Source organism: Citricoccus sp. NR2 (assembly GCF_027594385.1).
Classification (GTDB): Bacteria; Actinomycetota; Actinomycetes; order Actinomycetales; family Micrococcaceae; genus CmP2.
This window is the reverse complement of the sequence record NZ_CP115154.1, coordinates 2,849,562-2,862,321: the sequence shown is the minus strand read 5'-3', so window position 1 is coordinate 2,862,321 and position 12,760 is coordinate 2,849,562. Positions and strand designations below refer to the sequence as shown.

General features: G+C 62.6%; 13 protein-coding genes and 1 tRNA gene. 11 read left to right on the top strand and 3 right to left on the bottom strand.

Going from position 1 to position 12,760, the window contains the following annotated elements:
- Nucleotides 1-50: 50 nt before the first annotated feature.
- Both O1A05_RS13465 and O1A05_RS13460 read right to left on the bottom strand, forming a co-directional pair.
- The gene (locus tag O1A05_RS13465) at nucleotides 51-959 is read right to left on the bottom strand and encodes a hypothetical protein (protein WP_270105727.1); all 909 of its coding nucleotides are present in this window, start codon (nucleotides 957-959) and stop codon (nucleotides 51-53) included.
- A complete protein-coding gene (locus O1A05_RS13460) occupies nucleotides 959-1,636 on the bottom strand; it encodes a hypothetical protein (protein WP_270105726.1) in 678 nt (225 codons plus the stop codon). The genes O1A05_RS13465 and O1A05_RS13460 overlap by 1 nt, the downstream gene beginning before the upstream one ends.
- A gap of 206 nt (nucleotides 1,637-1,842) precedes the next feature.
- On the opposite strand from O1A05_RS13460, the gene O1A05_RS13455 reads away from it, so the two are divergent.
- The 6 genes from O1A05_RS13455 (at nucleotide 1,843) to O1A05_RS13430 (ending at nucleotide 6,979) form a co-directional block, all read left to right on the top strand.
- The gene (locus O1A05_RS13455; RefSeq protein WP_270105724.1) at nucleotides 1,843-2,700 is read left to right on the top strand and encodes a phage holin family protein; all 858 of its coding nucleotides are present in this window, start codon (nucleotides 1,843-1,845) and stop codon (nucleotides 2,698-2,700) included.
- 46 nt (nucleotides 2,701-2,746) lie between these two features.
- Nucleotides 2,747-3,442, top strand: a complete 696-nt coding sequence (locus O1A05_RS13450) for a CDP-alcohol phosphatidyltransferase family protein (RefSeq protein WP_270105723.1) — start codon at nucleotides 2,747-2,749, stop codon at nucleotides 3,440-3,442.
- Nucleotides 3,439-4,362, top strand: a complete 924-nt coding sequence (locus tag O1A05_RS13445; RefSeq protein WP_270105722.1) for a DMT family transporter — start codon at nucleotides 3,439-3,441, stop codon at nucleotides 4,360-4,362. Before O1A05_RS13450 ends, O1A05_RS13445 begins: the two co-directional genes overlap by 4 nt.
- A 21-nt stretch (nucleotides 4,363-4,383) precedes the next feature.
- The gene (locus O1A05_RS13440) at nucleotides 4,384-5,583 is read left to right on the top strand and encodes a glycosyltransferase (RefSeq protein ID WP_270105721.1); all 1,200 of its coding nucleotides are present in this window, start codon (nucleotides 4,384-4,386) and stop codon (nucleotides 5,581-5,583) included.
- A 39-nt stretch (nucleotides 5,584-5,622) separates the two neighbouring features.
- Nucleotides 5,623-5,696: transfer RNA gene (locus tag O1A05_RS13435), tRNA-Ile, on the top strand.
- Nucleotides 5,697-5,860: 164 nt separating this feature from the next.
- The gene (locus tag O1A05_RS13430) at nucleotides 5,861-6,979 is read left to right on the top strand and encodes a glycosyltransferase family 4 protein (RefSeq protein ID WP_442867694.1); all 1,119 of its coding nucleotides are present in this window, start codon (nucleotides 5,861-5,863) and stop codon (nucleotides 6,977-6,979) included.
- Nucleotides 6,980-7,007: 28 nt separating this feature from the next.
- Here O1A05_RS13430 and O1A05_RS13425 read toward each other — a convergent pair whose 3' ends face one another.
- Nucleotides 7,008-7,574: a M23 family metallopeptidase gene (locus O1A05_RS13425; protein ID WP_270105719.1), complete on the bottom strand. Its 567-nt coding sequence runs from the start codon at nucleotides 7,572-7,574 to the stop codon at nucleotides 7,008-7,010.
- A gap of 482 nt (nucleotides 7,575-8,056) precedes the next feature.
- Here O1A05_RS13425 and rpsB point away from each other — a divergent pair, with 482 nt between their 5' ends.
- The 5 genes from rpsB to O1A05_RS13400 all read left to right on the top strand — a co-directional run bounded on the left by rpsB (nucleotide 8,057) and on the right by O1A05_RS13400 (nucleotide 12,714).
- On the top strand, nucleotides 8,057-8,917 hold the full coding sequence (gene rpsB, locus O1A05_RS13420; protein WP_270105718.1) for a 30S ribosomal protein S2: 861 nt from the start codon (nucleotides 8,057-8,059) through the stop codon (nucleotides 8,915-8,917).
- Between the two features lie 67 nt (nucleotides 8,918-8,984).
- Nucleotides 8,985-9,821, top strand: coding sequence for a translation elongation factor Ts (gene tsf, locus O1A05_RS13415; protein ID WP_270105717.1), 837 nt, complete (start codon nucleotides 8,985-8,987; stop codon nucleotides 9,819-9,821).
- A 176-nt stretch (nucleotides 9,822-9,997) separates the two neighbouring features.
- Nucleotides 9,998-10,810, top strand: a complete 813-nt coding sequence (pyrH, locus tag O1A05_RS13410; protein ID WP_270105716.1) for a UMP kinase — start codon at nucleotides 9,998-10,000, stop codon at nucleotides 10,808-10,810.
- A gap of 117 nt (nucleotides 10,811-10,927) precedes the next feature.
- Nucleotides 10,928-11,449 carry a ribosome recycling factor gene (frr, locus tag O1A05_RS13405; RefSeq protein WP_431521163.1) on the top strand — a complete coding sequence of 174 codons (522 nt, stop codon included), beginning with the start codon at nucleotides 10,928-10,930 and terminating at the stop codon, nucleotides 11,447-11,449.
- Nucleotides 11,450-11,490: 41 nt separating this feature from the next.
- Complete coding sequence (locus tag O1A05_RS13400) at nucleotides 11,491-12,714, top strand: phosphatidate cytidylyltransferase (protein WP_270105714.1); 1,224 nt, start codon at nucleotides 11,491-11,493, stop codon at nucleotides 12,712-12,714.
- The last annotated feature ends 46 nt before the right edge of the window (nucleotides 12,715-12,760 follow it).

Sequence of the window (12,760 nt, the reverse complement as noted above, 5' to 3'; positions counted from 1 at the left end):
CCTTTCGGGTCAGACCGAGGGGGTGCGGTGTCAAGAAGTAGAAGACCACGTCAAGATGACGAGCCCGTGAGATGTGCATGAGAATCCGATGAGGGCAGGCCCCACGGGAAGAACGACAGGTACGCCACCCCTGAGGTGTTGTAGGAAAATTTGATGCCCATCATCCGGCGAATGCCCCAGTGCATTCCCCAGGCGCCGACGGCAAAAAGTTGCCCGAGGCGAGGGTGCGCCAGCGCCGCGGGGGCCCCGAGTTCCACGGCCAGGGATACCGCCGCAAGCACTCCAAACGGGGTACCCGAGGTCTCCACATGCCGCGCGGTTTCCGGGGGAGTGGAACCGAAGACTTCTTTGCGGAGCGCATCGGCGGCAATCTGATCACGCAGGGTATCTCCGGACGCCCACTTCCAACCGCGGGGGGAGCGGACCTTGGCCACGCCCGAAATGAGGTAGATCGCACAGGTCGCCACATTCATGGCCGGCGCCACCGCACCGTAGGTGCGTCCGCTGCGTTCGGGCAGTAGTTCGCCGTCGCGCAGCAGGGCATCCACCGAGAGCGAATCCGCCGAACGGGTCACGCCCAGCACGCTCTGATGCAGCAGCATCATGTTGTCGTGATGGAAGATCATGCCCCAGGAGTTGCGGTAGGTCAGGGTCCACCACTGCAGGGCGGCGTTGGCGGGGCCGGTGATGCGGTGGGCCACCCCGGCCGTCGCAAGCACATTAGTGACCAGCGACAGATCCAACACGGCATCGGCAACGCGCGGAGGCAACGGGCGTTTCAACACGGAGACGACACCGACCGGTTTGAAACGCTTCGGGTCCTGGCGGTGTAGGCTACGGAACATTTTCCGACGGCGCACCTGCTGGGTCACCGAGTAGGCGCCCACCCCGATTCGGAGCACGGCCGGCCGGGAAGCATCGGCGATGGGTCGCAACAGAGAAATCATGGTGTTCAGCATCAGCGGTCCTTCATCGAGGTATCGGAATCGGGGCGAGCGAGTATGCCGGGGGAGCACAGCGTGGCCGTGCCACCGGGGGCACAGCGTGCGTGGACGTTCTCGGCGAAGGGACGGCGGTCACCGGCGAAATAATCGGAGAAGATGAAGCGGCTGCGCACCACCAGAACCTCGGAAATCTCCTCCGGGTTGCCGTAGCGGTGCAGCGCATCCGCGTAGTTCTGGGCGACCGTGTCGGCATGGCCTTGACGTACCGCGCGAGCCACCTGCTTGCGTACCTGGTTCAGGCCACCGGTGCCGTAGAGCCGGTAGGAGAGGTTAATGCGCTCGCCGTCGGCCGTCTCACCCACCACATGGGGGACGACGATGCGCCCGGCTCGATCGGCCGAGAACATCGGATAGGTGGAGATCGGAAATGAATCGTGCTTGTTTTTGTCGCGCTGGACCTTCTTCTGCGGACCCACGTAGTGGCGCAGCGGCGATAGCAGTGCGGCGGCGAACGCGGCGGTGGCCAATAGTCCCGCCACATCCGAACGCTGTGGAGTGGTGGATGCAGCGGGGCCCGGTGGAGGCGTGAGGAACGGTGTCATGAGGCTCGGCTTCCGGTGGTGGGTGGACCGACGGCGTCCCAGCGCCGTCAGGCTAATGTGCACATCCTGACGCTGACGGATGAGAAACATGTGAACATCAGATGAGATGGTGGTGAGAAGAACCGGGGGAGCGGCGTTGATGTGAACTACGCGGGGCGCTGGGGCCGGTGATACTTTTGTAGGCGACAAGACCACCGTCCGAGATGTTAAAGAGGTAGTTCCGAATGGCAAATCCCGGTACTCATGCGGCCGCTGACGCATCAGCGCAGCACTCGTCGCAACGCGGACGCGTGCGTGTGACGGATCAGACGCGGTCCAGCTCCATGCTCGATCTGACCGCCACGGGCCTGCGACTGGTGCCGAAACAGCTTAAGGACGAGTCCGCGCTGGCCGTCAACCACGTCAAGTCCAAGGGCATGGGTCTCGGCGTCGGCATCGGCCTGGCCGTGCTGGGGCTGTTCCTGCTGGCTATCGTGCTGATCGCGCTGGTCGTGGCCCTCATCGGTGCGTTCGCCGACACCGGAAACCTCTGGTTCTGGTCGCTGATGGTCGCCGCTGGCGCTCTGGTGGTCAGCCTGATCTTCATCGGCATTGGAGCACTCATCCTCAAGGGCCAGATGCCGCTGGTGCCACAGGAGACTATCCGCGGATTCAAGCATGACCTGGGCTACCTCGCCGAGGGCAACGCCTTCGACCCGGTGGAATTCGACCGCCTCGAAGCCGAGAAGGCCGAGCGCAAGAAGCAGGAGAAGCTGCGCGAGAAGGAACTCACCAAGCAGGCCCGCAAGGAAGAGAAGGCCGCCCGTAAGCGCGGTGAGGCGCCCACCACGGTGGCCTCCATCAAGCCTTCTTCCGAGGAACTGCGCCACCGCGCTGAACTGCGCCGTCGTCACTTGGGTGATATCCGCTCGGGCCTTGAAGAGAAGACCGACGTCAAGGCCCAGTTTGCTGCCTTCACTGCGGCCGCTACCGGTCGTCGTCGAGAGGACGCCGGCACCTCTCCGGTCTCGCCCTACACCGGGGCGGTTCGCGCCGGTGAAAAGGTGGGCGACGCCAGCGACTACGTGAAGGACCGTTGGCAGCCGATCGCACTGCTCGGGGCGTCGTCCACCGCCCTGGCGGTATTCTTGAAGAAGCTCACAGACAAGAAGTGAGTCGCCGCCCGCTCGTCGACTCACACCACCCCTCGGGAGTGACGGGATGAAGCTGATTGGCGCCGGCACCAGAACCGATATCGACTACCGGGTATCGGACCGATGGCTCACCGCGCCGAACATCATCACCCTGGTGCGGTTCTGTCTGGTTCCGCTCTTCGTCTGGCAGACCTTCACCGGTCAGTACCTGGGAGCCTTCATTACCCTGGCGGTGTTGTTCAGCACCGACTGGGTGGACGGCTACGTCGCACGCAGGTTCAACCAGATTTCGACGGTCGGGAAATGGCTTGACCCGCTAGCCGACCGGATTTCGATTGTCGTCGTCGCCATCACCGTGGTGATCACCGGGGTGGCCCCCAGCTGGTTGGTTCTCACCCTGCTCATCCCGGATCTGCTGCTCTTCGTGCTCAACGCCGTACTTTTCCTCGGTTCTCCGGAGCTGGAAGTCACTGCGCTGGGGAAGATCCGCACCGCGATGCTCATGGCCGGAATCCCCTTCCTGCTCTTGGCCCAGGTAGCGGACATGGATTCCACGTTCTGGCATGTGGTGGCTTATGTCTTCTTGATCCCGGGCTGCCTTGGGCACTGGGGTGCTGCGATCGACTACACGCTCCGCTCGTTGCGCAAGCACCGTGAGCTCCGCGCCGCCGGAATTAACCCGCGCGAACGACAGGCCTGGACCTTTAAACATCAGCAGGGCCGACCTGAAAACAGCATCGCCGCAGAAACCGGAGCATCATGATCATTTGGGCCGTGGTGGCCGCACTGCTTGGAGCGGTGTGCCTGGCGGTTGGCTCCGAACGACAATCATCGGGAGTTCGTCAATACGCCGGGGTGACGGTTCTACGCCCCTTGGATTACATCAAGTTGGTGCGACAGGGGCGCTGGCTGGTGGGTGGGTTGCTGTTGCTGCTGGGCATGGCGCTCAACGTTTATGCCTTGGCCACCGCGCCCCTGACGGTCGTGCAACCCATCGGCGCGGTCGCGGTGGTGATCACCACCGTGCTGCACGCTCGAATTGCTGCCCTGAAGTTGAACCGGTCCACCATCATCGCCATCGCCTGCTGTGTGGGTGGCTCCGCAGGGTTCGTCGCTCTCGCGATTGCGGCGACACGGGAGAATCACCGCCCCCTCTTGGACCAGGAGAACCTGACGAATTGGATCGCCATCGCAGTCATCTTCGTGTTCGCGATCACGGCGGCAATTCTTCGGTCCCACCCCTCGGCTTTCCTCTACATCATGGGCGCAGGTGTGCTGTTCGCCTTCGTCGCCGTCTCCACCCGATTGGCCATTTTGCACGTGCTCGATCGGGACGCCGGTGGATTCATGGGCATCCCGTGGCTACAGCTGGCGGTGCTGATTACTGCCGCACTACTGGGTAGCTACTTCGTGCAGCGGGCGCATCAGCATGGTCCACCCGATCTGGTGGTAGCGGGTCTCACCGTGGTGGACCCGCTGGTCGCCGTCGTTATCGGAATCTTCGTGCTCGGCGAGTTACAAGATGGGGTATCTCTCTTCGTGTTGGCTGGAATGGTCGTGGCTGCTGCCGTAGCATCGGGGGGAGTTCTGGTGTTGGCCAGGGACCACCCCGATGTGATCAAGCGCAAGGTCGAGTGGGACCAAGCGGCTCAACCCGAATCCCCGAAACAAACCGCGCCCTAGCTCGAGAAGGAGCAGCTCGACGTGACCGACGCTGACCGCGCACCCTTGAAGGTACTGATCGCGGCGGACACTTATCCTCCGCATGTCAACGGCGCGGCAACGTTCTGTCATCGGCTGGCCACCGCGTTGCACGCGCGCGGACATGAAGTCCACGTGGTCGCCCCCCGCAATGAATCCGGTCCGAACACGGTCGAGCACACCGATGTGGCCACGGTGCACCGGGTGCGGTCCGTACCTGCCCCCACACACGAGTATTACCGCCTGGTGAGTAAACGCGGCGCAGCCCGTGCCATCGGGCGGATTCTGGACGAAATTCAACTCGATGTGGTGCACGTGCAGTGCCACTACATGATCGGCGAAGCTGCTATCAAACAAGCCACGAAGCGTCGTATTCGCGTCATTTCGACCAACCACTTCATGCCGGAAAACCTTGAGCCGTTCTTGCCGTTCCCGCAGTGGTTCCTCAATATCGTCTCCCGCAATTCTTGGCGCGACATGGGACGGCTCATGGGCCAGACCGCCGTGGTGACCACTCCCACCGAACTGGCCGCACGTACCATGATGGAAAACGCGGGGCTAGAGGATGTCCTGGCGGTGTCCAACGGCATTGATTCAGCAAAATACGAACTGAAACCAGAGGAGAAGCTGATCAAGCATCAGCAGCCCACCGTATTGTTCGTCGGCCGCTTGGCGGTCGAGAAAAACATCGACGTCTTGTTGCGCGCTCTTCCGCTCACTGATCCTGATCTGCAGGTTCGTGCCGAAATCGTCGGCGACGGCGAACAGCGGGACGCCTTGCGCTCCCTTGCCGAGGAACTGGGTATCACCGACCGAGTCGCTTTCCGCGGCCACGTGACGGAAGCTGAGCTGCGTGAGGCGTACCTGTGCGCCGACGTGTTCTGTCAGCCCGGTACCGCCGAGTTGCAGTCGTTGGTGAGCTTGGAAGCAATGAGCGCCTCGAAGCCGGTGGTTCTTGCCGACGCGTTGGCCCTGCCACACCTGGTCGACAACGGCGAAAACGGGTACCTGTTCACACCCGGCGACTCCGCAGATCTGGCACAGAAGCTGGAAGCGGTGCTCGGCGCCGACCCGGCTGTCCGTCAGTCCATGGGGGAGAAATCCCACGAAAAAGTACAGCAGCACGCAGAATCGAAAACCATCGACATCTTCGAGCGCATTTACCGTGGAGCTTCCGCCAATGAAATCCGCGCGTTGAACTGACAGTATGATGGACGGGTTGCCGTTTCGACGGCAGCGCAGGGGGCGTTAGCTCAGTTGGTCAGAGCAGAGGACTCATAATCCTTGGGTCGCGGGTTCAAGTCCCGCACGCCCTACCGCATGAATACAGGGGAGTCGCCTCATCAGAGGTGGCTCCCTTGGTGGTTTACCTGGAACGAAACCTGGAACAGGGTGAGACAGATAGAGTTCTCGATGGAACCACCCGTGCTGGAGGAGAGGAGCCCGGTCCGTGATTCAGGGTCGATCGTTGCGACTATTCATGGATGCCCGATACACGCGAACGGACTTCCATGATGGAATTTCCCGGTACGGTGCCTCCCTCATCGAAGCCACTGCGAGGCGGGCCGATGTCACGATGATCATCCACGACGAGGCACAGTTGCCGATGCTTCCGGCGGGCGTGCCCTGGGTCAAAGTCTCTGCCCCGACCTCGGCCCGTGAGCCCATGGTCGCTCAGCAGTTAAACGCTTTTTCCCCCGATGTGGTTTTCTCCCCGATGCAGACCATGGGATCGGCCGGTCGACGCTTCGGCCTCATTCTGACTCTGCACGACCTGATCTACTACCAGCACCGCACCCCACCTCGAGACTTGCCCCTGCCGGTGCGTGGACTCTGGCGGCTCTACCACTTGGCGTACTGGCCACAGCGGCTGCTATTGGACCGGGCCGACGACGTTGTTACCGTCTCCCGCACGACCCAGCGACTGATGCGACATCACCGTCTCACCCGTAGGCCGATCACCGTGGTCTCCAACGCGCCCCAGCCCACCGCCGAGCCACGCGAGCCCGACCGAACACCTGAGAAGTCACTGGTCTACATGGGCTCCTTCATGGATTACAAAAACGTGGAGTCTCTGATCGCAGCCATGCCGCACCTGTCCGGCTACCGGCTTCATCTCCTCTCCAGGATCACAGCGAATCGTGAATCTGAGCTCTTGGAACTGGCGGATGAGCTGGGTGTTGCCTCGGATGCGCTGGTGTTCCACCGCGGTACCAGCGAAGAAGAGTACCGGGGCTTACTCCGTTCCTGCACTGCACTGGTCACGATGTCGCGTGCCGAAGGGTTCGGGCTGCCGTTGGCCGAAGCGATGGCCGAAGGGACCCCGGTGATCGTCTCCGATCTCGAAATTTTCCGGGAGATCGGTGGCGAAGCCGGAGCAGCTCAATTCATCGAACTGGAAGAGCAACGTCAAGCCGGAGAAAAACTGGCCGCGGCGGTGCGACGCTGGGAAGATCCCACGGCCTTTGCCGATGCATCTCGGGCCGCTGTCGAACAGGCCTCCCTGTTTACGTGGGAGCGATCTGCCGAAGAACTACTGCGAGTCGCCGAATCTGTGGCGGCTCGTCGGTCACTCCGTCCACGCCGCCAGTCCAACTGACGAGCACTTCACTTCGACGAGCCAGCTACTACCGGAACGGGGACCCCTGCAGCGGCCACAACACCGACGGTCCCGACCAGCCCAATAGCAGTCCAGGGTCGATGTAGCGATCACGCACGGTCGACCCGATTGTCCAACCGTCTGGGATGCGCACGCCCCAGTGCACGCACGACATCTCGCAGTGCTGTTCGCCGCTCAGCGAGCCGAGGACCTGTCCCCGCCGGACGACATCCCCGAAGCTTAACTCCGTAGCCACTGGTTCAAACGAGGACAACATCCCGTTGTCGTGCTCGATGGTCAACACCGGGCGATCGACCACCGTGCCCACAAAACGGACCGTACCACCGTCGGGTGCCACCACCTCCGAAGACGCGGACAGGTCGATTCCGCGATGGCCAGCACCCCAGGGAGTCGATGGCCCGTGGAACTCGCGCACGACCGATGACGCGTTCGCCCCTTCTACGGGCGGCGTCCAGTTTGCGCCAGCGGTGCTTGTTGCCGGCACTGCATGACGCACAGAAGTGATCGCATGGCCGTGAGCGCCGAAGGCAATCAGCGTGCCACAAGCCAGTACGAGGGCAGTAACGGCGATCACCCATGTACCGTGAAATGTGGTGCGTGGTGATTCTAATGGGGGAGCAGTCATAGTGACATCGTGATTCCCGATCCACGTCAGTGCCGCGGAGCAATCCGGCACATGTGGAAATGGGACGACTGGGACGGTCGTCGCAACGGTTGTGGAGGAGTCAGAGCCGTTCAAGGCGGAGGTCAAGATGGGGTATGCTGGTGCGAGCAGCTCTGTGTCCAATCGTCGTGCCTCGGCGCGAAGAAACCACGGAGCTGACTACGCGCACAGCAAGTGAAGGGCAAACGCTCTTCGACGTGCGGCCATCGGTCCGCCGCGGACGTTTTCCGCGTCGGTCATCGGCCGCAGAGTGGCAACCGCCATTGCTCTGCCAGGGGCAACCGTCACCAGAAGGTCTGCCAAACAACCGAGAAACTACGATAAGCAGTGTGCCACGCCCTGTGCACCGCGGTCTGCGGTGCCCGGCGTCTCGCCTGCACAGAAGGAGCGACATGCCAGTCGTGACAATGCGCCAGATGCTGGATTCCGGCGTCCATTTCGGCCACCAGACCCGTCGTTGGAACCCGAAGATGAAGCGCTTCATCTTCACCGAGCGCAACGGCATCTACATCATCGACCTGCAGCAGTCCCTGTCTTACGTGGACCGCGCCTACGAGTTCATCAAGGAGACCGTCGCTCACGGCGGTTCGATCCTGTTCGTCGGCACTAAGAAGCAGGCTCAGGAAGCCATCGCAGAGCAGGCTACTCGCGTGGGCATGCCCTACGTGAACCACCGCTGGCTCGGCGGTATGCTGACCAACTTCCAGACCGTTTCCAAGCGCGTGAACCGCATGAAGGAACTGGAAGCTATTGACTTCGAGGACGTCGCAGGTTCGCAGTACACCAAGAAGGAACTGCTGCTGCTGCACCGCGAACTGGAGAAGCTGCAGGCTAACCTCGGCGGTATCCGCAACATGACCCGCACGCCTTCGGCCGTGTGGATCGTGGACACCAAGAAGGAGCACCTGGCCGTCGACGAGGCGGAGAAGCTGGGTATCCCGATCGTCGCCATCCTCGACACCAACTGCGACCCGGACGAAGTCACCTACCCGATCCCGGGTAACGACGACGCTATTCGCTCCGTGTCCCTGCTGACCCGCGTGATCGCCGACGCTGTGGCCGATGGCCTCATCGCCCGCAATCAGGGCAAGTCCGGCGGACAGGGCACCACCGAAGAGCCCATGGCTGAGTGGGAGCGCGAGCTCCTCGAGCAGCACAACGAAGCTCAGGCACAGCAGTCCGCTGCTGAAGGCGAGACCGCAGAGGCTGCAGAGCAGTCCGAGCCGGCCGCCGAAGCCGAGAAGTCCGAGTAAGACCTCTACGATCACTGACCAACATCACTGCGGAGACCCCGCGTAACTGAAGGATGTGTTAACAGCAATGGCGAACTACACCGCTGCTGACATTAAGGCACTGCGTGAGCGCACCGGTGCCGGCATGATGGACGTCAAGAAGGCTCTGGACGAGGCCAACGGTGATGCCGAGAAGGCCATCGAGATCATTCGCGTGAAGGGCCTCAAGGGCGCCACCAAGCGCGAAGGTCGTTCGGCCGCTGAAGGCCTCATCGCCGCGACCGTCGCCGATGGCGCCGGCGTGATGATCGAGATCAACTGCGAGACCGACTTCGTGGCCAAGGCCGACAAGTTCATCAACCTGGGCAACACCGTGCTCGAGGTCGCCGCCGCCTCCAAGGCTGCCGATGTCGACGCCCTGCTGGCTGCCGAGTACAACGGCCGCACCCTGGGTGACCACGTCACCGAAGAAGGCGCCCTGATGGGCGAGAAGGTCGTCGTGCGCCGCGTGGCTCGTGTGGAAGGCCCCTTCGTGGATGCCTACCTGCACAAGACCTCCAAGGACCTGCCGGCTCAGGTGGGCGTGCTCATGGCTGTGGATTCGGACTCGGCTGAAGCGCAGACCGCGGCTCACGACGTCGCCGTTCACATTGCTGCCATGGCCCCGACCTACCTGTCCCGCGACGAGGTTGCCGAGGACGTTGTGGCCAACGAACGCCGCATCGCCGAGGAGACCGCGCGCGCCGAGGGCAAGCCGGAGCAGGCCATGCAGAAGATCATCGAAGGACGCCTGACCGGCTTCTTCAAGGAGATCGTGCTGGAGGACCAGGGCTTCGCAAAGGACCCGAAGGTCTCCGTGGGCAAGGTCCTCGAGCAGGCCGGAACCAAGGGCGTGAAGTTCGCTCGCTTCCGCGTCGGTAGCTGATCCCAGTAGACTGCACCACAACGTCCGTCGTCGTCCATCGACGATGAACACCTGAAGGAGGGGGTGATCACCACATGGTGGTCACCCCCTTTTTCTCTGCCGAACCACGAATTCGGCGCCACACCCGTCCGCTTCTGCGCACCACCTCGCGCGCGTTCGATGTCTAGGAGACGCCCATGCCGGATCAGCATGCACCGGAAACATCCTCCACCCCGACCATCAATACTCCCGGCGGCCTTCAAGATGGCCCGGACGCCCAACAACGCTACAACTCCACCGCCCCGTCGGGACGCCGTCGGGTACTGCTGAAGCTCTCCGGTGAGGTCTTCGGCGGTGGCAAAGTCGGAATTGACCCAGCAACCGTGCGTTTCGTTGCCGAACAAATTGCCGCCGTGAAAAACACCATCGAGGTGGCGGTCGTCGTCGGTGGTGGCAACTTCTTCCGCGGCGCCGAACTGTCTGAGAACGGCATGGACCGTCGTCGCGCCGACTACATGGGCATGCTCGGCACAGTCATGAACTGCCTGGCCCTCCAGGACTTTTTGCTACAGGCCGGCGTCGACACCCGTGTGCAGTCGGCCATCTCGATGGAGCAGGTTGCCGAGCCTTACATTCCGCTGCGTGCGATTCGCCACATGCAGAAGAATCGCGTGGTCATTTTCGGTGCCGGCACGGGTCTGCCGTACTTCTCTACCGATACGGTGGCCGCGCAGCGCGCCCTAGAAATCGGTGCCGACGAGGTGCTAATGGCCAAGTCCGGGGTGGACGGCGTCTACACCGCAGACCCGAAGAAGGACCCCACGGCCGAGAAATACGACCGGCTCACCTACGACGATGCGCTGCTGAAGAACATCCGCGTCATGGATCTGACCGCCATGACCATGTGCAAGGACAACGACCTGCCGATGATGGTGTTCGGCATGGAAGGCGACGGCAACGTCACTCGAGCGCTGCGCGGTGAGCGCATCGGTACCACCGTCACTGTCTGACGCGGCGGCGAGCGCTGGCCCGCAATGCCCGCGCCGTAGCCTAGGATTGACAACAGACCCATCAACGTCGAAGGAGACATCGTGACCGCAGAGAATCTGGTCGAAGCCGAACAGCAGATGGAACGCACCCTGGAAGCCACGCGAGAAGATTTCGCCGGGGTCCGCACGGGCCGCGCCAACCCGGGGCTGTTCTCCAAGGTCATGGTCGATTACTACGGCACCTACACTCCGTTGCAGCAGCTGGCGTCCTTCACCACTCAGGATGCCCGCACGCTGATGATCGCCCCCTATGACGTCTCGGCGCTGCGCAACATCGAGAAGGCCCTGTCCGACTCCGAGGTCGGCGCTAACCCCTCCAACGACGGGAAAGTCATCCGCGTGGTGATGCCTGAGCTGACCGAGGAGCGCCGCAAGGAATACGTGAAGCTGGTGAAGACCAAAGCCGAGGATCACAAGGTCTCGGTGCGCAACACCCGCCGCAAGACCAAGGAAACCCTCGACAAGCTCGTTAAGGACGGAGAGATTGGCGAGGACGAAGGCGCACGCGCGGAAAAGGAGCTTGACGCTCTGACCCGCCGCTTCACCGACTCTATCGACGAGATGGCAAAGAACAAGGAACAGGAACTGATGGAGGTCTGATCTGTTCGCTTGCGAATAGATCTCTGACCTGGCCATTTGATATGTCAGACCCAGCAGACACCGCGACGTCGTCTCCTCGTGAGGAGACGACGTCGTCGTCACACCCCGAGACCGCATCTGGGCCGGTGATTACCGAGCTTGAAGGGTTCCCGGATCCCGTGCGTGATCCGGACACGGGAATGATCATCCCGCAGTCCCGTAAAGAACGCCGGGCGCTCGAGGCTGCCCAGGCGGCTGCCGCAGCGTCCTCGACCGTAGGGGAACCACCAGTACCACCAGAACAGCTACCGGCCGCAGTGGCGGCCGCGCCGCTGGTGAGCCGGATTCCGGGCACGGGCAGCGGGGCCGCCATTGATCCGCGCGGCGGACGCGCCGCTATCGGCATTGACCTCACGGACGAAGGCGCCCAGGCGGCACTGGACTCACCACTGGAGCTTCCGGCCGCGGAAGAACCGAAGAAATCCCGCGCGGGACGGAACCTTCCCGCCGCGATCATCACCGGCGTGATCCTGCTGGGCACTGCCATTGTAGGTTTGCTTTACGTACACCTGGTGCTCGTGGTGCTGATTGTGGTGTTGCTGCTCATGGGGACCTGGGAGATCGCACGGGCGCTACGGCCCCGCGGTATCGATGTTCCGCTGGCCCCCCTGTGGGTAGCCTCGGCGGCCATGCCGCTAACAGCGTACTTTGGTGGCATCGACGCGATGATGTTCGCCCTTTTCGGCACCATGTTGCTGGCGCTGTACTGGTGTGTCGTCGAGAGCTCCACCACCCCCGTGGGTACGGTACTTTCCGCCATGCTGATCCTGCTGTGGGTGCCGTTCCTGCTGTCCTTCGGTGTGGTGCTGTTGCACGAACCCCAGGGCAGCCTGATGGTGGCCTCCCTGCTGCTGATCGTCGTCGCCAATGACACTGGTGGTTACGTGGTCGGAGTGTTGTTTGGCAAGCACCCCATGGCGCCGAAAGTGAGCCCGAAGAAGTCCTGGGAAGGGTTGATGGGATCGCTGGTGGCAGCCATGGGCGTGGGCGCCGGTTGCTTCCACTGGGCCCTGCACGAGCCCTGGTGGATCGGCGCGTTGCTGGGCTTCGCCATTGTTTTTGCCGCGACGGCCGGCGATTTCTCGGAGTCCATGGTCAAACGTGAACTGGACATTAAGGACATGGGCAACTCGCTACCGGGACACGGAGGCGCGATGGACCGCCTCGACTCGCTGGTGTTCGCCGCCCCTGTCGCTTACACCGTCTTCGTGGTGCTGATGCCATGAGCGCACGCACCACCGCCCTCGCACCACAGAACGGCATCAAGGGAGC

Bases quoted from the DNA above. Each gene is read 5' to 3' on its own strand.
- O1A05_RS13465 (WP_270105727.1), bottom strand. From the start codon at position 959: ATGCTGAACACCATGATTTCTCTGTTGCGACCCATCGCCGATGCTTCC.
- O1A05_RS13460 (WP_270105726.1), bottom strand. From the start codon at position 1,636: ATGTTTCTCATCCGTCAGCGTCAGGATGTGCACATTAGCCTGACGGCG.
- O1A05_RS13450 (WP_270105723.1), top strand. From the start codon at position 2,747: ATGAAGCTGATTGGCGCCGGCACCAGAACCGATATCGACTACCGGGTA.
- O1A05_RS13445 (WP_270105722.1), top strand. From the start codon at position 3,439: ATGATCATTTGGGCCGTGGTGGCCGCACTGCTTGGAGCGGTGTGCCTG.
- O1A05_RS13430 (WP_442867694.1), top strand. From the start codon at position 5,861: ATGGATGCCCGATACACGCGAACGGACTTCCATGATGGAATTTCCCGG.
- rpsB (WP_270105718.1), top strand. From the start codon at position 8,057: ATGCCAGTCGTGACAATGCGCCAGATGCTGGATTCCGGCGTCCATTTC.
- tsf (WP_270105717.1), top strand. From the start codon at position 8,985: ATGGCGAACTACACCGCTGCTGACATTAAGGCACTGCGTGAGCGCACC.
- pyrH (WP_270105716.1), top strand. From the start codon at position 9,998: ATGCCGGATCAGCATGCACCGGAAACATCCTCCACCCCGACCATCAAT.
- frr (WP_431521163.1), top strand. From the start codon at position 10,928: ATGGAACGCACCCTGGAAGCCACGCGAGAAGATTTCGCCGGGGTCCGC.
- O1A05_RS13400 (WP_270105714.1), top strand. From the start codon at position 11,491: ATGTCAGACCCAGCAGACACCGCGACGTCGTCTCCTCGTGAGGAGACG.